The sequence below is a fragment of the Streptomyces sp. CB09001 genome, assembly GCF_003369795.1.
Lineage (GTDB): Bacteria > Actinomycetota > Actinomycetes > Streptomycetales > Streptomycetaceae > Streptomyces.
This window is the reverse complement of record NZ_CP026730.1, coordinates 4,530,966-4,552,355: the sequence shown is the minus strand read 5'-3', so window position 1 is coordinate 4,552,355 and position 21,390 is coordinate 4,530,966. Positions and strand designations below refer to the sequence as shown.

The 21,390-nt window shown below is 73.1% G+C and carries 18 protein-coding genes and 1 riboswitch; of the genes, 7 read left to right on the top strand and 11 right to left on the bottom strand.

Going from position 1 to position 21,390, the window contains the following annotated elements; all coding sequences use genetic code 11:
* Positions 1–13: 13 nt before the first annotated feature.
* Positions 14–1,459, bottom strand: coding sequence for a glycine hydroxymethyltransferase (locus tag C4J65_RS21295; RefSeq protein ID WP_115743814.1), 1,446 nt, complete (start codon positions 1,457–1,459; stop codon positions 14–16).
* A 35-nt stretch (positions 1,460–1,494) separates the two neighbouring features.
* A riboswitch (ZMP/ZTP riboswitch) is annotated at positions 1,495–1,583 on the bottom strand.
* Between the two features lie 318 nt (positions 1,584–1,901).
* Positions 1,902–3,290 (bottom strand): PLP-dependent aminotransferase family protein, encoded by a 1,389-nt coding sequence (locus C4J65_RS21290; protein WP_115743813.1) that lies wholly within the window; start codon positions 3,288–3,290, stop codon positions 1,902–1,904.
* Between the two features lie 46 nt (positions 3,291–3,336).
* On the opposite strand from C4J65_RS21290, the gene C4J65_RS21285 reads away from it, so the two are divergent.
* The 3 genes from C4J65_RS21285 to C4J65_RS21275 are packed head-to-tail and all read left to right on the top strand — an operon-like array spanning position 3,337 to position 5,017.
* The gene (locus tag C4J65_RS21285; protein WP_115743812.1) at positions 3,337–3,846 is read left to right on the top strand and encodes a carboxymuconolactone decarboxylase family protein; all 510 of its coding nucleotides are present in this window, start codon (positions 3,337–3,339) and stop codon (positions 3,844–3,846) included.
* The gene (locus C4J65_RS21280) at positions 3,843–4,289 is read left to right on the top strand and encodes a carboxymuconolactone decarboxylase family protein (protein ID WP_115743811.1); all 447 of its coding nucleotides are present in this window, start codon (positions 3,843–3,845) and stop codon (positions 4,287–4,289) included. The genes C4J65_RS21285 and C4J65_RS21280 overlap by 4 nt, the downstream gene beginning before the upstream one ends.
* Positions 4,286–5,017 (top strand): isocitrate lyase/phosphoenolpyruvate mutase family protein, encoded by a 732-nt coding sequence (locus tag C4J65_RS21275; protein ID WP_115743810.1) that lies wholly within the window; start codon positions 4,286–4,288, stop codon positions 5,015–5,017. Before C4J65_RS21280 ends, C4J65_RS21275 begins: the two co-directional genes overlap by 4 nt.
* Positions 5,018–5,020: 3 nt before the next feature.
* Here the strand turns inward: C4J65_RS21275 and C4J65_RS21270 are convergent, their stop codons facing one another.
* The 9 genes from C4J65_RS21270 to C4J65_RS21230 form a co-directional block, all read right to left on the bottom strand.
* Positions 5,021–5,971, bottom strand: a complete 951-nt coding sequence (locus tag C4J65_RS21270; protein ID WP_162833268.1) for an ABC transporter substrate-binding protein — start codon at positions 5,969–5,971, stop codon at positions 5,021–5,023.
* Between the two features lie 37 nt (positions 5,972–6,008).
* The gene (locus C4J65_RS21265) at positions 6,009–7,955 is read right to left on the bottom strand and encodes an ABC transporter permease subunit (protein ID WP_115743808.1); all 1,947 of its coding nucleotides are present in this window, start codon (positions 7,953–7,955) and stop codon (positions 6,009–6,011) included.
* Positions 7,955–9,160, bottom strand: coding sequence for a glycine betaine/L-proline ABC transporter ATP-binding protein (locus tag C4J65_RS21260; RefSeq protein WP_115743807.1), 1,206 nt, complete (start codon positions 9,158–9,160; stop codon positions 7,955–7,957). The genes C4J65_RS21265 and C4J65_RS21260 overlap by 1 nt, the downstream gene beginning before the upstream one ends.
* Positions 9,157–10,689 (bottom strand): GMC oxidoreductase, encoded by a 1,533-nt coding sequence (locus C4J65_RS21255; protein WP_115743806.1) that lies wholly within the window; start codon positions 10,687–10,689, stop codon positions 9,157–9,159. The genes C4J65_RS21260 and C4J65_RS21255 overlap by 4 nt, the downstream gene beginning before the upstream one ends.
* Positions 10,690–10,745: 56 nt before the next feature.
* A complete protein-coding gene (locus C4J65_RS21250) occupies positions 10,746–12,275 on the bottom strand; it encodes an aldehyde dehydrogenase family protein (RefSeq protein ID WP_115743805.1) in 1,530 nt (509 codons plus the stop codon).
* Positions 12,276–12,504: 229 nt separating this feature from the next.
* Positions 12,505–13,494: a malate dehydrogenase gene (locus C4J65_RS21245; RefSeq protein ID WP_115743804.1), complete on the bottom strand. Its 990-nt coding sequence runs from the start codon at positions 13,492–13,494 to the stop codon at positions 12,505–12,507.
* Positions 13,495–13,877: 383 nt separating this feature from the next.
* The gene (locus tag C4J65_RS21240; RefSeq protein WP_205351045.1) at positions 13,878–15,218 is read right to left on the bottom strand and encodes an XRE family transcriptional regulator; all 1,341 of its coding nucleotides are present in this window, start codon (positions 15,216–15,218) and stop codon (positions 13,878–13,880) included.
* A gap of 453 nt (positions 15,219–15,671) precedes the next feature.
* A complete protein-coding gene (locus C4J65_RS21235; protein WP_115743802.1) occupies positions 15,672–16,229 on the bottom strand; it encodes a DUF3017 domain-containing protein in 558 nt (185 codons plus the stop codon).
* Positions 16,219–17,073: a bifunctional methylenetetrahydrofolate dehydrogenase/methenyltetrahydrofolate cyclohydrolase gene (locus tag C4J65_RS21230; protein WP_115743801.1), complete on the bottom strand. Its 855-nt coding sequence runs from the start codon at positions 17,071–17,073 to the stop codon at positions 16,219–16,221. Before C4J65_RS21230 ends, C4J65_RS21235 begins: the two co-directional genes overlap by 11 nt.
* Positions 17,074–17,368: 295 nt before the next feature.
* Here C4J65_RS21230 and C4J65_RS21220 point away from each other — a divergent pair, with 295 nt between their 5' ends.
* The 4 genes from C4J65_RS21220 to C4J65_RS21205 all read left to right on the top strand — a co-directional run bounded on the left by C4J65_RS21220 (position 17,369) and on the right by C4J65_RS21205 (position 21,220).
* Positions 17,369–17,959, top strand: coding sequence for a hypothetical protein (locus C4J65_RS21220; RefSeq protein ID WP_115743800.1), 591 nt, complete (start codon positions 17,369–17,371; stop codon positions 17,957–17,959).
* Positions 17,960–18,084: 125 nt separating this feature from the next.
* Complete coding sequence (locus C4J65_RS21215; RefSeq protein ID WP_162833267.1) at positions 18,085–18,831, top strand: FHA domain-containing protein; 747 nt, start codon at positions 18,085–18,087, stop codon at positions 18,829–18,831.
* On the top strand, positions 18,828–20,651 hold the full coding sequence (locus C4J65_RS21210) for a protein kinase (protein ID WP_115743799.1): 1,824 nt from the start codon (positions 18,828–18,830) through the stop codon (positions 20,649–20,651). The genes C4J65_RS21215 and C4J65_RS21210 overlap by 4 nt, the downstream gene beginning before the upstream one ends.
* 98 nt (positions 20,652–20,749) lie before the next feature.
* Positions 20,750–21,220, top strand: a complete 471-nt coding sequence (locus C4J65_RS21205) for a hypothetical protein (RefSeq protein ID WP_115743798.1) — start codon at positions 20,750–20,752, stop codon at positions 21,218–21,220.
* The last annotated feature ends 170 nt before the right edge of the window (positions 21,221–21,390 follow it).

The window sequence follows — 21,390 nt, the reverse complement described above, 5'->3', positions numbered from 1 at the left end:
CCCTGCCGGCCTCTCAGCCGAGGTCGATCTCCGGGTACAGCGGGAAGCCGGACACCAGGTCGGTCGCGCGGTGCGAGATCTCGTCGGCGACCTTCGCGTCGAGGACGTGGGAGGCCTTGGACGGGGCGCCGGACTTGGTGGTGCCGGGCTCGGTGGCGGTGAGGACGCGGTCGATGAGGCCCGCGACCTCGTCCATCTCCGCCGTGCCGAGGCCGCGCGTGGTCAGCGCCGGGGTGCCGATGCGGATGCCGGAGGTGTACCAGGCGCCGTTCGGGTCGGCCGGGATGGCGTTGCGGTTGGTGACGATGCCGGAGTCGAGCAGGGCGGCCTCGGCCTGGCGGCCGGTGAGGCCGTAGGAGGACGCCACGTCGATCAGGTTGAGGTGGTTGTCGGTGCCGCCGGTCACCAGGGTGGCGCCGCGCTTGGTCAGGCCCTCGGCGAGGGCGCGGGCGTTGTCGACGATGCGCTGGGCGTAGTCCTGGAACGCGGGCCGGCGGGCCTCGGCGAGGGCCACGGCCTTGGCGGCCATGACGTGCGGGAGCGGGCCGCCGAGGACCATCGGGCAGCCGCGGTCGACCTGGTCCTTGAGCGAGTCGTCGCACAGGACCATGCCGCCGCGCGGTCCGCGCAGCGACTTGTGCGTGGTGGTCGTCACGATCTGGGCGTGCGGGACCGGGTCGAAGTCGCCGGTGAGGACCTTGCCCGCGACCAGGCCGGCGAAGTGCGCCATGTCGACCATGAGGGTCGCGCCGACCTCGTCGGCGATCTCGCGCATGATCCGGAAGTTCACCAGCCGGGGGTACGCGGAGTAGCCCGCGACGATGATCAGCGGCTTGAACTCGCGGGCGGAGGCGCGCAGGGCCTCGTAGTCGATGAGGCCGGTGGCCGGGTCGGTGCCGTAGGAACGCTGGTCGAACATCTTGCCGGAGATGTTCGGCCGGAAGCCGTGGGTGAGGTGGCCGCCGGCGTCCAGGGACATGCCGAGCATCCGCTGGTTGCCGAAGGCCTGGCGCAGCTCGGCCCAGTCGGCGTCGGTCAGGTCGTTGACCTGGCGGGCGCCGGTCTTCTCCAGGAAGGGCACCTCGACGCGGGCGCCCAGGACGGCCCAGAAGGCGACCAGGTTGGCGTCGATGCCGGAGTGCGGCTGGACGTAGGCGTGGCGGGCGCCGAACAGCTCGCGCGCGTGTTCGGCGGCGAGGGACTCGACGGTGTCGACGTTGCGGCAGCCGGCGTAGAAGCGGCGGCCGATGGTGCCCTCGGCGTACTTGTCGCTGAACCAGTTGCCCATCGCCAGGAGCGTGGCCGGGGAGGCGTAGTTCTCGGAGGCGATCAGCTTGAGCATCTCGCGCTGGTCGGCGACCTCCTGGCCGATGGCGTCCGCGACGCGGGGTTCGACGGCTCGGATGACGTCGAGCGCGGCTCGGTAGGCGGTGGACTCGGGGGAGATTTCGGCGGGCAAGGGGTCCTCCGGACGTCGGTTTCAGCGTTCGCGGTACGGATGGCCCAGGCGCACGGCTCTCGGTGTTCCGGGACCGCTCCCCGATGGTCCATCCCATCCCAGCGCGCCAGTCACGGCCCGGGGCCAGGCTACCGGGTGGGGCGGGGGCATGCCGTGGGTGTCCGTGATGCGGAAGGGCGCCGGTCGAACCGGTCGTGGGCCCGGCCGGCATCGGCGGCGGACGCCAGGGGGTGCCGTTTGGATCAGGCCGGCTCCAGGCAACGCTGCCTTGTTGCCGGCCCGGGCGGGGTCTGGTGCGTGCGGCTGCAAAGCGGAGGAGGGGCGCCGGGGCGGAGCCCTGGCAGCCCGGCGACAACGCCGCTGGGGGCACTTCCCACGCGCTTCGGGCAGTGGGGAGTGCGTGCCGGACCCCGCGACCCGGGCAAGATCCGAACGACACTCCCTAGGGCAGCGCCCGGCACAGTGCGTCCAGGGCGCCCGTCCAGGCGTGGTCGGGCGGGGTGCCGTAGCCGACGACCACCGCGTCCAGCGGGTCGGCCGTGGCCCTCGGGTGGCGGAAGACGGACAGGCCGTGCAGGCCCAGGCCGTGCCAGGCCGCCGATCTGAGTACCTGCTGCTCGGTGCCGGTCGGCAGACCGAGTACGGCGTGCAGACCGGCCGCGATGCCGGCGACCCGCACCTCGGGGACCCGGCCGGCGAGGGCCGCTACCAGGGCGTCCCGGCGGCGCCGGTAACGCAGGCGGCAGGCGCGGACGTGACGGTCGTAGGCCCCGGAGGTGAGGAACTCGGCCAGGGTGAGCTGTTCCAGCACGCCGCAGGTGTCGGAGCCGCCGCGGGTCGCCGTGACCTCGTCGGCGAGCCCCGGCGGGAGCACCGCCCAGGCCAGTCGCAGGCCGGGGGCGAGGGACTTGCTGGCGGTGCCGAGGTAGACGACGTGGTCGGGGGCGAGTCCCTGGAGGGCGCCGACGGGCTGGCGGTCGTAGCGGAACTCGCCGTCGTAGTCGTCCTCCAGGATCAGGGCGCCGGTGCGCCGTGCCCAGTCCACGAAGGCCGCCCGGCGGTCGGGGTGCAGCGGCACGCCGGTCGGGAACTGGTGGGCGGGGGTGAGCAGTACGGCGCCCTCGTCCGTGAGCGCCCCGGGGTCGGCACCCCGGTCGTCGACGGGCAGCGGGACGGTCCGCAGACCGGCTGCTTCGAGCAGGTCGCGGTGGACGTGGAGGCCGTACGACTCGACGGCCACGGTGCGCACGCCACGCGCCAGCAGCACCGCGGCCAGCACCGCCAGGGCGTGCGCGACGCCGCCGCAGACGAGCAGGTGGTCGGGGGCGGCGCGCACGCCACGGGCACGGGCGAGGTAGGCGGACAGCGCGCCGCGCAGTTCGGGGTGGCCGCGGGGATCGCCGTAGCCGAAGGCGTCGTTGGGGGCGGCCGTGACGGCGCGGCGGGCGGCCCTGAGCCACTCGACGCGCGGAAAGCCGGCGAGGTCCGGGCTGCCGGGGCGCAGGTCGTGGACGGGGCGGGCGGGCTCCCGGGGGCGCCGGACCGAGGCTCCGGCGGGCGGGGCGGCGACGCGGTCGGCGACGCGGGTGCCCGAGCCCTGGCGCGCGGTGAGCCAGCCCTCGGCGACGAGGTCGGCGTAGGCGTCGGCGACGGTGTTGCGGGCGATGCCGAGGTCGGCGGCGAGGACGCGGGAGGAGGGCAGCCGGGTGCCGGGGCCCAGGCGGCCGGTGCGGACGGCCTCGCGCAACGCGTCGGTGAGGCCGCGGCGCAGGCCGGGACCGGTGGGTTCCAGGTGCAGGTCGACGCCGAGAGTGGCCCAGGAATTCGCCATGGAAATGGACCATACCGCTGGGCTGTTTCCTTCCTAGGGTCGAGGCATGACGACACCCACCGATGACACGAAGACCACGGCCTACGCCGCCGAGCTGCCCGCCCGGCTGAACTGGTCGCAGCACGCCCCCGAGGTCTACAAGGCGATGATCCGGCTCGAGACCGTCGCCAAGCGGGGTCTGGATCCGGCGCTGTACGAGCTGGTGAAGATCCGCGCCTCGCAGATCAACCACTGCGCCTTCTGCCTCGACATGCACACCAAGGACGCTCTCGCCGCCGGCGAGAGCGTGGAGCGGATCGTGCAGCTGGCGGCCTGGGAGGAGTCGCGGCACTTCTACACGGAGAAGGAGCTGGCGGCGGTCGAGCTGACCGAGGCGGTCACCGTGCTGACCGACGGCTTCGTGCCGGACGAGGTGTACGAGAAGGCCGCCAAGCACTTCGACGAGCCGGAACTGGCGCAGCTGATCGCCGCGATCACGACGATCAACGCCTGGAACCGGTTCGGCGTGACCTGCCGGATGACGCCGGGCCACTACACGCCCGGCGGGCACGCGTGACGGCACGCACGCAGCTCCTGGACCGGGAGGTCGGCAAGGCGCTGTCGGCGCTGAGCGCGGCGGCCAAGAAGGGGCTCGGCGACCCCGTGCTCGCCGAGCTGGTGATGATCCGGGCCTCGCAGCTCAACCACTGCGCGTTCTGCCTGGACATGCACCTCTCCCTGGCCCGCAGGAACGGGGAGGGTGAGGAGCGCCTCGGTCTGCTCGCCGCCTGGGAGGAGGCGGAGGGCCTGTACGACGGGCGGGAGCGGGCCGCGCTCGCGCTGACCGAGGCGATGACCGTGCTGACCGAGGGCTTCGTGTCCGACACGGTGTACGAGGAGGCCGCCGTACACTTCGACGACGGCGAACTGGCCCACCTGATCGGGCTGATCACCGTCATCAACAGCTGGAACCGGCTGATGGTCAGCCGCAGGGTCCCACCGGGGGGTTACACACCGTGAGTCGTGCCGCCGCGTTCCGCGCCCTGCACCACGGCCGGGTTCCGGACGACCCCCTCGTCCTGCCGGGCCCCTGGGACGCGGCGAGCGCCCGGGTGTTCGTGGAGGCCGGGTTCCCTGCGCTCGCGACGCCGAGCGCCGGGGTGGCGGCCTCGCTCGGGTACGAGGACGGGCAGACCCCGGCCGACGAGATGTTCGCGGCGGTCGCGCGGATCGTGCGCGCCGTGGACGTACCCGTGTCGGCGGACGTCGAGGGCGGCTACGGACTGGCGCCGAAGGAGCTGGTGGAGCGGCTCCTCGAGGTGGGCGTGGTCGGCTGCAACCTGGAGGACTCCACCGACGAGGGCCTCAGGGACCCGGCGGAGCACGCCGAGTGGCTGGCCGGGGTGCGGGAGGAGGCCGGTGACCGGCTCTTCCTGAACGCCCGGATCGACACGTTCATCCGGGGCGTCGACGATCCGGGAGCGGCGATCGAGCGGGCCGCCGCGTACGTCGCCGCGGGCGCCGACTGCGTGTACCCGATCGCCGCCCCGACCGCCCTGCTGCCGCTGCTGCGGGCCGGGATCCAGGGGCCGGTGAACGTGTTCGCGCGGCCCGGGCAGGGCCCCGGTCCCGTCGAGCTCGGCGGGCTCGGGGCCACCCGGATCACGTTCGGGCCCGGCCTGCAGCGGCAGGCGGAGCAGGCGGTGCGGGAGGCCGCGGCAGGGCTCGCGGGCCGACCCGCGGAGTGAGGGTCAGGGCAGCCACTGCTTCCAGACGGACTCGTGGCCGTCCACCCACTTCTTCGCCGCCTCCTCGGGCCGCATCTTCTGCTCGGCGATCATCAGGGAGACCTGGTTCTGGTCCTCCGTCGTCCACTTGAACCGCTTGAGGAACTCCGCCGCCTTGCCGCCGTCCTTCGCGAAGCCGGCGTTGAGGTACTTCTGCAGCGGGGTGACGGGGTAGGCGCAGGCGACCTTCTCCGGGTCGGCGTCGCAGCCCTCCTCGTACGGCGGCAGCTTCACCTCGGTCATCGGCACCTTCTCCATCAGCCACTGGGGGGTGTACCAGTAGCTGAGGAAGGGCTTCTTCTCCTTGGCGAACTGCTGCATCTGGGTGATCTGGGCGGCCTCCGAACCGGCGAAGACGACCTGGTAGTCCAGGTCCAGGTTCTGCACCAGGGCCTTGTCGTTGGTGACGTAGGACGGGGAGCCGTCCAGGAGCTGGCCCTTGCCGCCGCTCTCCGCGGTGCGCAGCAGGTCGGCGTACTTGTCCAGGTTCTTCCAGTCGGTGACGTCCGGGTGCTTCTTCGCGAAGTACGTCGGGACGAACCAGCCGATGTGCCCGGTGACGCCGAGGTCGCCGCCCGCGGCGATGGTCTTCTTGTCCTCGACGTAGCGCTGTTCCTGCTCGGGGTGGCCCCAGTCCTCCAGGATGGCGTCGACGCGGCCCTGGCTGAGCGCGTCCCAGGCGGGGACCTCGTCGACCTGGACGGTGTCGACGCGGTAGCCCAGCTCGTGCTCCAGCAGGTACTGGGCGACGGCCACGTTGGCCTGGGCGCCGACCCAGGACTGCACGGACAGGGTGACGGTCCTGGCGCCCTGGGCGTTGGCGTACGGGGACGCCTGCTTGGTCATGTCGGCGGCGCCGCAGCCGGTGAGCAGCGTCAGCGCGGCCACCCCCGCGACGGCGGAGGTCGTACGCATACGCGGTCGCGGTCGGAGTCGCAGTCGCAGTCGCATGTCAGGCTCCCTTCTTCGTCGTACGGCGTTCGGTGGGCTGGGTGACGCGGTCGAGCATCAGGCCGAGGCAGACGATCGCGGCGCCCGCGACCAGGCCGGTCGCCAGGTCGCCCTGGGCCAGGCCGAAGACCACCTGGTAGCCGAGCGCGCCACCGCCGACCAGGCCGCCGATGATGACGACGGCGAGGACCAGGACGACGCCCTGGTTGACGGCGAGCAGCAGGGCCCGGCGGGCCAGCGGAAGCTGGACCTGGCGCAGTTGCTGGCCACTGGTGGCGCCGAGCGAGCGGGCCGACTCCATGGCGGCCGGGTCGACCTGGCGCAGGCCCTGGGCGGTGATGCGGACGACGGCCGGGAGGGCGTAGACGACGGCTGCCGCCACGGCGGGCGCGCGGCCCACGCCGAACAGGGCGACGACCGGGATCAGGTACACGAACTGCGGCATGGTCTGGAAGACGTCGAGCACGGGCCGCAGCAGGCGCTCGAAGCGGTCGCTGCGGGCGGCGGCGATGCCGGTGGCGAAGCCCAGGACGAGGGTCACGGCGACGGCGGCGAGCACCTGGGAAAGCGTGTCCAGGGACGGGTTCCACACGCCGAGTACGCCGATCGCGGCCATCGCGAGGACGGCGGTGAGCGCGGTACGCCAGGTGCCGATCAGCCAGGCCAGGGCGGCGACGATCAGGAGCACGGACCACCAGGGCAGCCACTGGAGGCCGTCGCGGAGGGGGTTGAGCACCCAGCTGGTGAAGTGCGCGGCCCAGTCGGCGGTGCCGCCGACGACGGGGACGCCGGAGTACAGGTGGGCGGTCATCCAGTCGACGGCCCGGTTGACGGGCTCGGCGATGTCCACGTCCCACCCGTTGGGCCAGTCGAGGAAACCGGCCAGGCGTCCGGCGAGCGCGACGGCCGCGGCGACGGCCAGGGCGTACAGCCAGGTCACCGGGGACTTTCCGGACTCGCCGAGCCGTTCCCCGGCCGCGCCGGTCACCCGGTCCAGGACGACCGCGAGCAGCACGATCGGGATGCCGGCCGCGAGGGCCGCGCCGACGTCGACCGAGGCGAGCGCCTGGTAGACGCGGTCGCCGAGGCCGCCGGCGCCGATGACCGAGGCGATGACGGCCATGGACAGCGCCATCATGATCGTCTGGTTGACGCCGAGGAGGAGTTCCTTGCGGGCCAGCGGGATACGGGCGGTCAGCAGCCGCTGGCGGGCGGTGGTGCCGAGGGACTCGACGGCCTCCAGGACCTCCCGGTCCGCGCCGCGCAGGCCCAGCGAGGTGAGCCGGGCCATGGGCGGGGCGGCGTAGACGACGGTGGCCAGCACGGCGGCGGGGACACCGATGCCGAAGACCAGGACGACGGGGAGGAGGTAGGCGAAGGCGGGCAGCACCTGCATGGTGTCCAGCACCGGGCGCAGGACGCGGTCCATCCGGTCGGACAGGCCCGCGGCGAGGCCCAGCAGGGCGCCGACCGCGACGGACGCGAGGACGGCCACGACCATCAGGGCGAGGGTCTGCATCGTCGGCACCCACATGCCGAGCAGGCCGCAGGCCAGGAACGCGGCCGCGGTGCCCGCCGCGAGCCTCGCACCGGCCACCCGCCAGGCGACCAGGGCGCCGATCGCGGTGACCCCGGCCCAGCCGACGGCGAGGAGGGCGAGGTACACGGCACGGACGGCGATGACGACGACGTTGCTGACGTGGCCGAAGAAGTAGAGGAACAGGGGGTGGCTGTCCCTGTTGTCGATGATCCAGTCGCTGGCCCTGCCGAGGGGTTCGGAAACGTCGACGGTGAGGGCGGTGGGCCAGGTGGCGCCGGGCCACTGCGTGGCGGCTATGGGGATGAGGATGGCTGCCAGTGCCGCCAGGGCGAGGAGCTTGCGGGTTGCGGGGTGGGTGAGGATGCCCGGCGGGGTGGCCTTTCGGGGCGCTGCGGTGATCGTTGCCATCAGACCGGCTCCTCGGTCGTGGCTGGGCGAGGGTCGGTCGGCTCACGGCGCTCGCCGGTTGCCGCTGCGCCCACCCGTGCCGCCCCAGCGGCACGACTGCCCGCAGCGGGGGCGGGCTCGTCTGCTGTGCCTGCTACCACCGACAGGAGGTCGGTCGCGTCGACCACGCCCAGGCAGCGGCCCTCGTCCATGACGCGGGCCGCCGAGCCCGCTCTCGCCACCGCCTCGATGGCTTCCGAGACCGTGGCGTCCGGGCGGATCGCCGGGCCCGTGCCCGCCTCGTCGGCGGAGGTGGCGGGGCGCATCGCCGTGCGGACGGTGAGGACCTGTTCGCGCGGCACGTCGCGGACGAACTCGCGGACGTAGTCGTCGGCGGGCGAGCCGACGATCTCCTCCGGCGTGCCGAGCTGCACCACCCGGCCGTCGCGCATCAGGGCGATGCGGTCGCCGAGCTTGAGGGCCTCCTGGAGGTCGTGGGTGATGAAGACCATCGTGCGGCCCTCCTCGCGGTGCAGCCGGACGACCTCCTCCTGCATGTCGCGCCGGATCAGCGGGTCCAGGGCGCTGAACGGCTCGTCGAAGAGCAGCACCTCGGGGTCGACGGCGAGGGCGCGGGCGAGGCCGACGCGCTGGCGCTGGCCGCCGGAGAGCTGGCCGGGGCGGCGCTGCTCCAGGCCCTCCAGGCCGACCTTGGCGACGATCGCGGCGGCGCGCTCGCGGCGCTCGGCGCGGCCCATGCCCTGGACCTCCAGGCCGTAGGCGACGTTGTCCAGGACGGTGCGGTGCGGGAGCAGGCCGAAGTGCTGGAAGACCATCGCGGCCCGGTGCCGGCGCAGTTCGCGCAGCCGGGACCTGTCCATCGCGCGGACGTCCTCGCCGTCGATGGCGATGGACCCGGCCGTCGGCTCGATGAGGCGGGTCAGACAGCGTACGAGGGTGGACTTGCCGGAGCCGGACAGGCCCATGACGACGAAGACCTCGCCCTTGCGCACGTCGAAGGAGACGTCGGCGACGGCGGCCGTGCAGCCGGTGCGGGAGCGCAGCTCGGCCGGGCTCAGGGTGGTGAGGTCCGGGTCGGCGGGAACGCGGGCGGCCTTCGGGCCGAAGACCTTCCACAGGCCGTCGACGGAGAAGACCGGCGGGCGCTCGGTCACGGTGTCGGTCGCGGCGGCGGTGGTGGTGGTGTCCTTGTCAGTGGTGCTCATCGGGCGTCACCGCCGATCAGCTCGACGGCGCGCTCGCCGACCATGAGGACCCCGATCATCGGGTTGACGGCGGGCATGGTCGGGAAGACGGAGGCGTCGGCGATGCGGATGCCCTGAAGGCCGCGGATGCGCAGCTCCGGGTCGACGACGGCCGTCTCGTCGGTGGCGGCGCCCATCTTGCAGGTGCCGGCCGGGTGGTAGACGGTGTGGGCGACCTTGCGGGCGTACTCGCTCAGCTCCTGGTCGCCGGTGATGTCCGGGCCGGGGCAGACCTCGCGCTTGAGCCAGCCGGCCAGCGGCTGCGACTTGGCGATCTCGCGGGCGATGCGGATGCCGTCGACGAGGGTGCGGCCGTCGTAGTCGTCCTCGTCGGTGAAGTAGCGGAAGTCCAGGGCGGGCTTCACCGACGGGTCGGCGCTGGTCAGGTAGAGGCGGCCGCGGGACTTCGGCTTGGGGATGTTCGGGGTCATGGAGACGCCGAACTCGGGGCGCTCGTAGCCGAGGCGCTCCGGGTTGTCCGTGAACGGGATCTGGTAGAAGTGGAACATCAGGTCGGGGCCCGCGTGTTCGGGGTCGCGGCGCACGAACAGACCGGCGTCGGAGTCCATCGCGGAGTTGTCCGGGATGGGGCCTTCGGTCTCCCACACGATCACCGACTCGGGGTGGTCGAGCAGGTTCTCGCCGACGCCGGGCAGGTCGAGCGCCACGGGTATGCCGAGGGCCTCCAGTTGGTCCCTGGGGCCGATGCCGGAGTGCAGCAGCAGGCGCGGGGAGTCGACGGCGCCGGCGCTGAGGACCACCTCGTTGCGTGCCTTGACCAGGATCTCCTCGCCGTCCTTGGTGCGGACGTGCACGCCCTCGGCGCGGGTGCCGTCGAGTTCGAGCCGGTACGCCCACGTCTCCAGCATCAGCGTGAGGTTGGCGCGCTCGTCCATCACGGGGTGCAGGTAGGCCACCGACGCCGACGAACGCTTGTTGTTCTCGGGGTGGTAGGCGAGGTCGAAGAAGCCGACGCCCTCGGTGAACGGCTTCTTGTTGAAGCCCTCGACCCGGGGGACGTCCAGTGTCTTCTGCGCCGAGTCCACGAAGTCGCGGGCGATGGCGTTGCGGTCCTTCTCGTCGACCGGGACGACGTTGTTCTTCAGGCGGGCGAAGTACGCCTCCATCTGGACCGCGCCCCAGCCCTTGGCTCCGGCCGCCTCCCACTCGTCCCAGTCGGAGGGCAGCGGCTTGAAGGCGATGAGGGTGTTGTGCGAGGAGCAGCCGCCGAGGACGCGGGCGCGGCTGTGCCGGATGTGCGAATTGCCGCGCGGCTGCTCGGTGGTGGGGTAGTCGTAGTCCAGCTCGCCGCCGAGCAGGCCCATCCAGCGGCGCAGGGTCAGCACGTCGTCGCGGCCGACGTCACTGGGGCCGCCCTCGATGACGGCGACGGTGACGTCCGGGTTCTCGGTGAGCCGGGAGGCGATCACCGAGCCCGCGGTGCCGCCGCCGATGACGACGTAGTCGTAGACGTGGGTGGTTTCTGGCATGGGGGTACTCCAGTGGGGCGAGCGGATGGTGCGGGGACGTACGGGGGCGGGAGTGGTCAGCCGGAGAACCAGCGGACGGGCTTCGGCGCCAGGTTCTGGTAGACGTGCTTGCTCTCGCGGTACTCGGCGAGGCCCGCGGGGCCCAGTTCGCGGCCCACGCCGCTCTTGCCGAAGCCGCCCCACTCCGCCTGCGGCAGGTAGGGGTGGAAGTCGTTGATCCACACGGTGCCGTGCCGCAGCCGGCCCGCGACCCGGCGGGCCCGTCCCGCGTCGGCGGTCCAGACGGCACCGGCCAGACCGTACTCGGTGTCGTTGGCGAGGGCTACGGCTTCGTCCTCGGTGCGGAAGGTCTCGACGGTGAGGACCGGTCCGAAGACCTCCTCCCGTACGACCCGCATCTCGCGGTGGCAGTGGTCGAGGACGGTCGGCTCGTAGAAGTAGCCGGACTCGGGCCGCTGGGGGGACGGCTCGGGACGGCGGCCGCCGCAGCGGAGTTCGGCGCCCTCGGCGAGGGCGGAGGCGACGTAGTCCTCGGTCTTGGCGCGCTGCTGGGCGGAGACGAGCGGGCCGCACTCGACGCCCTCCTCGGTGCCGCGGCCGAGGCGGATCCGCTCCGCGCGGCGGGCGAGTTCGGCGACGAAGCGTTCGCGGACCGACTCCTCGACGATGAGGCGGCCGCCGGCGGAGCAGACCTGCCCGCTGTGGATGAAGGCGGCGTTGAGGGCCTGGTCGACGGCGGTGTCGAAGCCCTCCTCGGTCTCGCAGGCGTCGGCGAAGACCACGTTGGGGTTCTTGCCGCCGAGTTCGAGGGCGACCTTCTTGACGGTGACGGCGGCGGCCTGGGCGACCTTGATACCGCTGGTCAGGCCGCCGGTGAAGGAGACCAGGTCGACGTCGGGGTGCTCGGCGAGCCGGGCGCCGACGGTGTGCCCGGGGCCGGTGACGATGTTCGCGACGCCGGTGGGGAGGCCGGCCTCGACGAGCAGGCCGATCAGGGCGACCGTGGTGAGCGGGGTGATCTCGCTGGGCTTGACCACGAAGGTGTTGCCGGCGGCGAGCGCCGGGGCGATCTTCCAACTGGCCTGGAGGAGCGGGTAGTTCCAGGGCGTGATCATCGCGCAGACGCCGACCGGCTCGTGCACGACGACGCTGTGGATCTCGGGCGAGCCCGCGTCGACGACGCGGCCGGGTGCCTCGCCCGCGACCAGGTCGGCGAAGTAGCGGAAGGCGTCGGCGACGCAGTCGATGTCGACGCGCCCCTCCTCGACGGTCTTGCCCGCGTCGCGGCTCTCCAGCAGGCCCAGCTGTTCGCGGTCGCGTACGAGGAGGCCGGCGACGCGGCGCAGCAGGGCGGCGCGCTCGGCGACCGGGGTGTGCGGCCAGTCGCCCGCGTCGAAGGCACGGCGGGCGGCGGACACCGCGAGGTCGGTGTCCTTCTCGTCGCCCTCCGCGACCACGGCGAACGGCAGGGCGTCCGCGGGGTCGAGGATCTCGCGCGTGGCGCCGGAGGACGCCGCGAGCCACTCGCCTCCCGCGTGGATGGTCCGGTGCGCCCGCTCCGCCGGAGTGTGCGTGCTGTTCGCCATGGTCGGTGTTGCCTTCCGTTCCTGATCGGTCCCCCTGCGTCACCCGGGTGTCGCTCTCGGGGACCGTGAGCCCCTGCCCCGCGGCCCCGATTGCATGCCTGTTCGCCGGCCGAAAGTGCGGCGCATCACGAAGGAAAGCGGCAAAAGGGTCTTATGGGCGTACAGAAACGGACACGGGCCCCGTCCCGGCCTGAACCGGAACGGGGCCCGTGCGGGCGTCGGGGCGGGCTCAGATGAGGCCGAGACCGCGGACCGCCTCGCGCTCCTCCGACAGCTCCTTGACGGAGGCGTCGATGCGGGCGCGGGAGAACTCGTTGATGTCCAGGCCCTGGACGATCTCGTACGTGCCGTCCTTGGTGGTGACCGGGAAGGAGGAGATGATGCCCTCCGGGACGCCGTAGGAGCCGTCCGACGGGATGCCCATGGAGGTCCAGTCGCCCTCGGCGGTGCCGTTGACCCACGTGTACACGTGGTCGATGGCGGCGTTGGCGGCGGACGCGGCCGAGGAGGCACCGCGGGCCTCGATGATGGCGGCGCCGCGCTTGGCGACGGTCGGGATGAAGTCCTCGGCCAGCCACTTCTCGTCGTTCACGGCCTCCGCGGCGTTCTTGCCGGCGACCGTGGCGTGGAAGATGTCCGGGTACTGGGTGGCGGAGTGGTTGCCCCAGATGGTCAGGCGCTTGATGTCGGCGACCGTCGAGCCCGTCTTCTTCGCCAGCTGGGTCAGCGCGCGGTTGTGGTCCAGACGGGTCATCGCGGTGAAGCGCTCGGCCGGTACGTCCGGGGCGGCGGCCTGGGCGATCAGGGCGTTGGTGTTGGCCGGGTTGCCGACGACGAGGACCTTGATGTCGTCCGCGGCGTGGTCGTTGATGGCCTTGCCCTGCGGCTTGAAGATGCCGCCGTTGGCCTCCAGGAGGTCGCCGCGCTCCATGCCCTTGGTGCGGGGGCGGGCGCCGACGAGGAGGGCGACGTTGGCGCCGTCGAAGGCCACATTCGGGTCGTCGGTGATCTCGATGCCCTGGAGGAGCGGGAACGCGCAGTCGTCCAGCTCCATCGCGGTGCCCTCGGCGGCCTTGAGCGCCGGAGTGATCTCCAGGAGGCGCAGCTTGACCGGCACGTCCGCGCCGAGCAGCTGGCCGGAGGCGATGCGGAAGAGCAGGGCGTAACCGATCTGGCCGGCCGCGCCGGTGACGGTGACGTTCACGGGAGTGCGAGTCATGGCGTTCTCCGTATGACAGCTGGCGGTGGGGCGTCCCGGCCCCGGGCGTTTGATCGATCTCTTGGTATCAAGAGATCGATCCAGCCGTCAGGCTATCGCGCCCGTGGTGTCCGGCACGTCCGGGTCGGTGTGGCCCGGCCCACAGGACCGGGGCGCGGAGCGGAGGTGCACGCGAAAGCGGAGCGGAGGTGCACGCGAAAGAAGGCGGCCGCCTGGTCCGGGAGAGGGTGGACGAAGGCGACCGCCGTCCGGGGATACCGTTGCCGGACTCCCGTGGGGGTACTTCTCGCGTGCCCGTGGCGCCGCCGGCCATGCCTGCCGCGGGCGAACTTTCTTCGCCGGCCCGCCGGCCGGCCCGGCACTCCCCTCGGGCCCGCTCGCCGCTACTTCGTGCAGCCCTGCGGTCCGGCCGCCAGCGTCGCGCACGCCGTGGCGTCGGCCGCGGACTTCACGGCGACCATCGGGGTGTACGCGACGGTGGCGCCGGCGTTCCCGACCGTGGCCCGCTGCTCATTGGCACCACCGGCGTTCACCTGGACCTCGTCGCCCTGAGCGGCCTGGGAGACGCGGGCCCACGCGGCACCGCAGACCTCGCTGTAGCGGACCTCGACGGCGGCCGTGCCGACCACGGCCCTCGCGCCGGTGGTCACCAGGTCGCCGCCGCAGCCCATGACCTCCGGGTCCTTGCCGGTGCAGGCGTCGCCGCTGCACTTCACGCCCGGCGGCAGCTTCGGGCTGCTGCTCACCGTGGGGGACGGAGAGGGCTTGGTGCCCTCGTTCTTCTTGTCGCCGCCGTCCTTCAGGAGGAAGAAGGCGCCCGCGGCCACGACGAGGGCACCGACGACGCCCGCGACGAGGGTCGTCACGCGCTTGTTGCCGCCGCCCGAGGGGGTCCGGCGGGACGCACGGGGGTCACCGTGCGGTGGCTCGCCGTACGCGCCCAACGGAGGCTCGCCGTACGCCCCGGAGGAGGGCTCGCCGTACCTGCCGGAGGAGGCGGGGCCGTTCGGCTCGGCGGGTCCGGCCGGCGCCATCGGCTCCCCGGTGCCGGTCCGGACGCCGGAGCGGGCCGCGCGGTCACCGGTCGGCGCGGGGCCCCGGTACCCGGCGAGACCCCACGAGTTGCCGTCGGTCGCTCCGCCGGGGGACGGGGCGGACGACGCACCGGGTCCGCCGTCGTCCCGGACCGCGCCGAGGGCGGAGTCGGGGCTGTCGGCGGCCGTCGGCTGGGCCGGCACCGTCGGCGGCAGCGTGGGCGACACACCCGCGGGCCCGGCGACCCCGGCCGCGGCCGACGCGCCGCCGCCGTGGCGGCCGGTCCGGCTCCCCCTGCCGCCGTGGCCCGACTTGGCCGCGGGGTTGCCCGACCTGGCCGCGGGCGTGCCCAGTTCGCCGAGCGCCGCTCGGGCCTGGGAGATCCGGATGGCCTCCATGGTCATGTCGTGGCGCATCTCCGAGCGGCTCCAGGCGCGCTCGGCCAGCTCCCACATGGTGGTCAGGTGGACGGGGTTGGTCCCCGTCACCTCGGCCAGGGCCACGATGGCGCCCTTCGGCGCCAGCAGCCGGCCGTTCAGATAGCGCTCCCAGGACGTCTTGCTGTAGCCCGTGGCGTCGGCCACCGACGCGACGCTCAGCTCACTGCGGTCCACGAGCCGGCGCAGCTGACTGGCGAACTCTCTGATCTGCGGATCGAGTTCCTCCGGCAAGGCCTTCCAACGAGGCACTGCTTCCCCCTCTTCCCCCGGTGACGTGCTGGTCGTTTCCCCGCTGGTCCTCGCGCGCGGCGTCCCCCCGCGCGGCACCCGTTTCTGGCTACCCACAGGGATGCGCCCGGTCAGGATCTCAGTTCCCGGGGTGGGGGCGCACAGGAGCACAGAGCCCGCGAACGTGCACCGTCGCACGCCCACCGACCCGGGGTCCAGTGTCCCACCGGCGTTCCCGTGACCGGAACGGAACCCCCGAGAAGTGGTCGCGTAGCGGAGTAGCGGAACGGTCACTTCCGTGCCACAGCGCCCTGCCAGGCGTTGAACAGGGCGTTCGAAGTGCAGCAAGGTTGTTCCCGGCGGCGGCCCGTCCTTTCACGGGGGTGAGGACGGGCCGCCGTCCCGCGTCGCGGCGACCCAGAACGGGCCGCCGTCCCGCGTCGCGGCGACCGCGCCGGGGGACGGGGACGGGCCCTAGCTGACCGTGAAGTGCAGGGTGTCCTTGAGGAACGGGATCTCCAGCACCGGGTTCGGCTGGGCCATCAGCGCCAGCAGGGCGATGGAGAGGCCGAGGACGCCGTAGGTCACGATGTCCGTGAAGCGCGAGCGCACGGCGAGCATGCCGACGCGGGGCATCGTCCAGCGGAGCGCGGCACCGAGCAGCAACGCGGCGCCGACGAGGACCAGCCCCCAGCGGAACACGTCCAGCGCGGTCAGCAGGAGCCCCACGCCGACCAGCAGTGTCACGGTGAGCACCGGCCACTGCCGGGCGGGCGCCGGCGCGTCGCCGGTCGCGGCTCGGCCGCCGCCCTCGGGCCGGGCGGTGTCCCGGGTGAAGAGCGGGAACCGGCGCGTGGTGCGCCGCGGCCGCCCCTTGGCGTCGGGCGCGCTGACCGGGTCGCGGACGGTGATGCCGTCCGCGTCCTCGGAGACCTGTGATGCCTGCGGGGCCGGGGCCGCCCGGTCACCGGCGCTGTTCTCCGGGACCCGCGCGTCGCCCGGACGCCCGGCGTCGGTGTTCTCAGCCGGCACTGCGCTCCGCCGCCTCCACCACGTTGACGAGCAGCTGGGCCCGGGTCATGGGGCCGACGCCGCCGGGGTTCGGGGAGATCCAGGCGGCCACCTCGGCCACGCCGGGGTGCACGTCGCCCATGATCTTGCCCTCGGCGTTGCGGGAGACGCCGACGTCGAGGACGGCCGCGCCCGGCTTGACGTCCTCGGGCCGGACCAGGTGCGGGGAGCCCGCCGCGGCGATCACGATGTCCGCGCGCTTCAGGTGCGCGGCCAGGTCCCGGGTGCCGGTGTGGCACTGGGTCACGGTGGCGTTCTCGCTGCGCCGGGTGAGCAGCAGCGGCATCGGGCGGCCGATGGTGACACCGCGGCCGACGACCACGACCTCGGCGCCCTTGATCTCGACGCCGAAGCGGCGCAGGAGGGTGAGGATGCCGTTGGGGGTGCAGGGCAGCGGCGCCGGCTCGTTCAGGACGAGGCGGCCCAGGTTCATCGGGTGCAGGCCGTCCGCGTCCTTGTCCGGGTCCATCAGTTCGAGGATGCGGTTCTCGTCGATGCCCCTGGGCAGCGGCAGCTGGACGATGTACCCCGTACAGGCCGGGTCCTCGTTCAGCTCGCGGACGACCGCCTCGATCTCCTCCTGCGTGGCCGTGGCCGGCAGTTCGCGCTGGATGGAGGCGATGCCGACCTGGGCGCAGTCGCGGTGCTTGCCGGCGACGTACTTCTGGCTGCCAGGGTCGTCGCCGACCAGGACGGTGCCGAGGCCGGGCGTGACACCCCTCTCCTTCAGCGCCGCCACGCGGGCGGTCAGTTCGGACTTGATCGCGGCTGCGGTGGCCTTGCCATCGAGAATCTGGGCGGTCATGCCCCCATCCTCGCGGATGACCTGCCCCGGGTTCCAATCAGGTCGGCATGCGGGCACCGCGCGGGAACCTTCCGGACGCCGCGGGACACGTCCCGCCCTATCCGCTCATGATCGATGTTGTTGCACTTGCACAACGCCTTGTGGGCGGGCTGGACAAGTCAGAGTTCGGTCAAGAACGATTGGGCAGCACAGTGCCGCGGGGCCGTACCGGGGGGACGAACCGCTCGAGAAGAATCTCCTCCGAGTCGAGCCGCGCGTCGTCCCCGCACTTGACAGCGACGGAGGAAGACCCGCCATGAGTTTCGGCGACCCGAACAACCCCTACGGCCCCCCGCAGGGCGGCCAGCAGCCGAACTACGGCTACCCGCAGCAGCAGCCCCAGGGCCAGCCCGGTTACGGGTACCCGGCGGCGCCTCCGGTGCAGCAGCCGTACGGCGGAGGCTACGGGCCGGGACCGACGGAGATGCCGGGCATCACGCGCGCGGCGCAGATCATGCTCGCCGTGATCGCCGCCGCCCACCTGATCGTCGCCGCGGTCTACGGCTACAACCTGTCCCAGTGGGACGAGGTGATGCTGGAGGCCGGCGTCACCGGGGACGCCGAAGCGGAACGTTTCCTCGAGCTGGGCAAGGGCATCGTCGTCTTCTTCCTCGCGCTGGCCGCGGTCTACGCCGTACTCGGTCTCGTCCTGGTGCTGCAGTACGCCAAGGGCAGCAACGCGGTCCGGGTCTGCTCGATCGTCTACGGTTCCCTCGCGATCGTGACCGGCATCTTCACCCTGGCCATCTACGGCCTCGGCCTGCTCATCATGATCGTCTCGATCCTGCTGATCGTGTTCGCCGCCAAGCGCGCCAGCGCCGAGTGGTTCAGGCGACCCCGCTACTGACCGGCGCGGAGCGCTTTCTCGCCAATCACGTCACAGGGCCGTGTCTCACCCGTACGAGGGGGGCACGGCCCTGGTGCGTCGCCCTAGTCTGGCGTGGGTAGCCGTCAGGCACGGGGAGACGCACCTTGTACAGCATCATCGTGGTACCTCCGCCGACCACGGAGGACGAAGACACCAGCACCCAGTACCGGCTCGCGCCCGGCGAACGGCTCGTCTTCGGGCGGTCCGTGTCCGGGGGCGGGCTGCGGATCGGGCACGACGGGGTGTCCCGCAGAGCCGGTGAGATCGCGGCGCACGGCACCTTCTGGACCCTGAGCAACCTCTCCGCCCGCCAGACCTACGTGGTGGAGAACCCGGAGGGCGCGGGCGAGCACATCAAGGTGGCGCCCGGCCGCCTCGACGCCCCGGTGCCCTTCGAGTTCTCGCGGATCGTGCTGCCCGCCGCCGGTGACCTGCTGCCGGTCGAGGTGTGGGCGCCGCGCCACGACTATCTGCGCGGCGAGGACGGCACCGACGGCGAGCCGACCGCCCCGGCCTTCTCCGTCGACCGCACCAAGCGGTACTTCGCGGTGCTGGCGGCGCTGTGCGAGCCGCGGCTGCGCGGGGCGCCGCACGCGCCGCTGCCCACCACGGACCAGGTCGTCGAACGGCTCCGTCCGGCCTGGCCGGCCGCCTCCCGTACGTCGGTGCAGTGGAACATCGACTACCTCGCCGTGAAGCTGCGGCTGAAGCCGGGCCCGGAGACCGCCGAGCCGGGCCCCCGGCTGAACGGCAAGAAGGAGTCGCTGGTCTCGCTGGCGCTCCGCTTCGACCTGGTCCGCGAGGACGACCTGGTGGTCCTCGCGGCACCGTCCGGCCGGGCCCTGCGATGACCGAGCCGTACGCCGTCCCGGTCCCCAGCGGGTACCGGGTGGGCGCCTGGGAGGTGCACGCCCCGATCGCGACCGGCGCCTTCGGCAGCGTGTACGCGGCGCGCCGCACCGGCGCCGCGATGCCCTCGCCGACGCAACCCGGCGGGGACGGAACGGAGCACCACCCGAGCCGCCCCGGCACGACAGGCACCGACGGCCCCGCCCGCGGCGACGGCACCGACACCGACACCGACACCGACAACCCGAGCCGCGCGCACACCGGCACGGCCCACCCGGCCGAGGACGACACCGGAGAGCGGGGGCACGCGGGCGGGGACGGCACACCTCGGCACCCGGGCCGACCCGGCGCGGACGGCGCCGGTCGCGGTGGCGGTGCGGGCGGGGAGTTCCCCGACACCGTCGCGCTGAAGTTCCTGCCCACCGGCACCGGCACCCCGCGGCAGCTGTCCCACCTGCGGGACCTGGTCGAGCGCGAGGTCGAGTTGCTGCGCCGGCTGCGGCAGCCCCGGCTGATCCGGATGTACGAGACCCTCACCGTCGACGACCCCGCCCACCCCCGGCTCGACGGCGCCACCGTCCTCGTCCTGGAGCGGGCCGAGGGCTCGCTGTCCGCCCTGCTCGCCGCCACGCCCCGCCCGCCGGCCGGGCCCGCGCTGCTCGCGCAGGTCTGCGAGGGCCTGCGGCAACTGCACCGGGCGGGCTGGGTGCACGGCGACCTCAAACCGGCCAACGTGCTGCTGATGGCGGACGGTTCGGCCCGGCTCGCCGACTTCAACATGGCCGCCGAGCTGGAGGGCACCCACGCCTACACGCCCGCCTTCTCCACCCCGGACTACACGCCCCCCGAGCTGCTGTGGTCCGAGGTGGGCGAACGGGGCCGCCGGATCCGCCCCTCCGCCGACGTGTGGGCCTTCGGCGTGCTGGCCCACCTGGTGCTCACCGGGTCCTTCCCGCTGCCCGGCGGCACCCCCACGGCCCGCCGCGACGCCGCCGTCGCGTACGCCCGGGGCGGCGACGAGCTGCGCCTGTCCCCCGAACTGCCGTCGGCATGGCGGGAGATCGTGCGGGCGTGCCTGACCCGTACGCACGCCGACCGGATCGGCACCGACGCGCTGCTGCACCGGGTGACGGCCGTGACGGGGGGCGTGAGCGGCACGGCGAGGTTCTCGCTGCGGCCCCGCGCACGCCCGAGGCGCAAGCTCCTGGCCGCCGCGACCGCGGGGCTCCTCGCCCTCGCCGCGCTCGGCTACGGCGTCGTCCGCTGGGCCGGTGACGGCCGGGAGCCCGCCGCGGGCCCGCGCCCCGGCGGCACCGCGAGCGTCGCCGCCGCCTCCTACGGGGCCGCCGAACTGCGCACCGACCGTGACGTACCGCCCGCCTACCGCCTGCTGATCGTGGAGACGGCGCACGACTGCGGACACGAGGAGGTCAGCCCGGCCCTGATCGCGGCCATGCTGAAGGTCGAGAGCGGCTTCGACCCGGATCTCGCCGACCCGGCCAAGGACGAGTACGGCATCGCCCGCTGGACGCCGAGCGTGCTGCGCTGGTGGATGAACGAGGACGGCACACCGGGCGAGACCGTGCCGCAGCCCCCGTTCCCGCCCGCCGAGTCCATTCCGGCGATGGGCCGTTACCTGTGCTGGATCACACCCCGTCTCGACGCCGGCCTGGCGGGCGACCGCAGCGTGCTGGTCGCCGTCGCCTACCGCACGTCGTACCGGAAGGTGAACGACGCGGGCGGAGTTCCCCCGAAGTACCGCGACTACGCCGACCGCGTCGCTCACCACCTCAAGGAGTACACGCCCCGGCCGGGGAGGTGACCCTGGGAGTTCCGAGGTTCCGCACGGCGGGCGCCCCGGGGCACGGTGTGCGCACACCGCCTCGGCGGTACGACACCGACGTTCACGGGGGAACGACAATGAACATCGTCAAGCCCGCAGCACTCCTCCTCGCGGCCACTGCCCTGGCCGCCGGCTCCACGGTCGCGGCCACGGCCGCCGACAGCCCGGGCGGCACCCGGGTGACCGGCCTCCAGCAGACGGCCGACCAGGTACTGGCCGACAGCCCGAAGCCCCTGCGCGTGACCGCGGACGCGGTCGAGTACGAGGGCCTCACCCTGACGGACGCGCCCGTGACCAAGGGCGCCCAGGACCTGGCCTGCGACTACGGCCACCTGTGCATGGTCGTCAAGGGCACGAAGTTCGACTTCTACAAGTGCCAGACCTGGAACCTCACCAACTGGACCGGCGACGGGCCCTTCACCAACAACCAGACGCGGGGCACGGTCGCCAAGTTCTTCAACAAGGACGGCAGCGTCCGCTGGACGTCGACGGCCTACCAGGCGGGCACCGCGACCTGGGACCCGATCTGGTCGCTGCGCCCCTGCTGATCCCCCCACCGGATCCGCCCGCGGCGGCCCCCGGTTCCCTCCGCGGAGGGAACCGGGGGCCGCCGTTTCGCCGTCCGCGCCGCACCGACCCGCCGCACCGACCCGCCGTGGCGTCCGAATGCTTGGGCCGCCCTCATCCCCCTCCCTTACGCTGCCCCCTGTTGGACTGG

What these genes read in the sequence shown, in the direction of transcription:
- C4J65_RS21230 (WP_115743801.1), bottom strand. Translation starts at nt 17,073, where the DNA reads ATGACCGCCCAGATTCTCGATGGCAAGGCCACCGCAGCCGCGATCAAG.
- C4J65_RS21255 (WP_115743806.1), bottom strand. Translation starts at nt 10,689, where the DNA reads ATGCCAGAAACCACCCACGTCTACGACTACGTCGTCATCGGCGGCGGC.
- C4J65_RS21205 (WP_115743798.1), top strand. Translation starts at nt 20,750, where the DNA reads ATGAACATCGTCAAGCCCGCAGCACTCCTCCTCGCGGCCACTGCCCTG.
- C4J65_RS21210 (WP_115743799.1), top strand. Translation starts at nt 18,828, where the DNA reads ATGACCGAGCCGTACGCCGTCCCGGTCCCCAGCGGGTACCGGGTGGGC.
- C4J65_RS21250 (WP_115743805.1), bottom strand. Translation starts at nt 12,275, where the DNA reads ATGGCGAACAGCACGCACACTCCGGCGGAGCGGGCGCACCGGACCATC.
- C4J65_RS21220 (WP_115743800.1), top strand. Translation starts at nt 17,369, where the DNA reads ATGAGTTTCGGCGACCCGAACAACCCCTACGGCCCCCCGCAGGGCGGC.
- C4J65_RS21245 (WP_115743804.1), bottom strand. Translation starts at nt 13,494, where the DNA reads ATGACTCGCACTCCCGTGAACGTCACCGTCACCGGCGCGGCCGGCCAG.
- C4J65_RS21265 (WP_115743808.1), bottom strand. Translation starts at nt 7,955, where the DNA reads ATGGCAACGATCACCGCAGCGCCCCGAAAGGCCACCCCGCCGGGCATC.
- C4J65_RS21260 (WP_115743807.1), bottom strand. Translation starts at nt 9,160, where the DNA reads ATGAGCACCACTGACAAGGACACCACCACCACCGCCGCCGCGACCGAC.
- C4J65_RS21270 (WP_162833268.1), bottom strand. Translation starts at nt 5,971, where the DNA reads ATGCGTACGACCTCCGCCGTCGCGGGGGTGGCCGCGCTGACGCTGCTC.
- C4J65_RS21290 (WP_115743813.1), bottom strand. Translation starts at nt 3,290, where the DNA reads ATGGCGAATTCCTGGGCCACTCTCGGCGTCGACCTGCACCTGGAACCC.
- C4J65_RS21285 (WP_115743812.1), top strand. Translation starts at nt 3,337, where the DNA reads ATGACGACACCCACCGATGACACGAAGACCACGGCCTACGCCGCCGAG.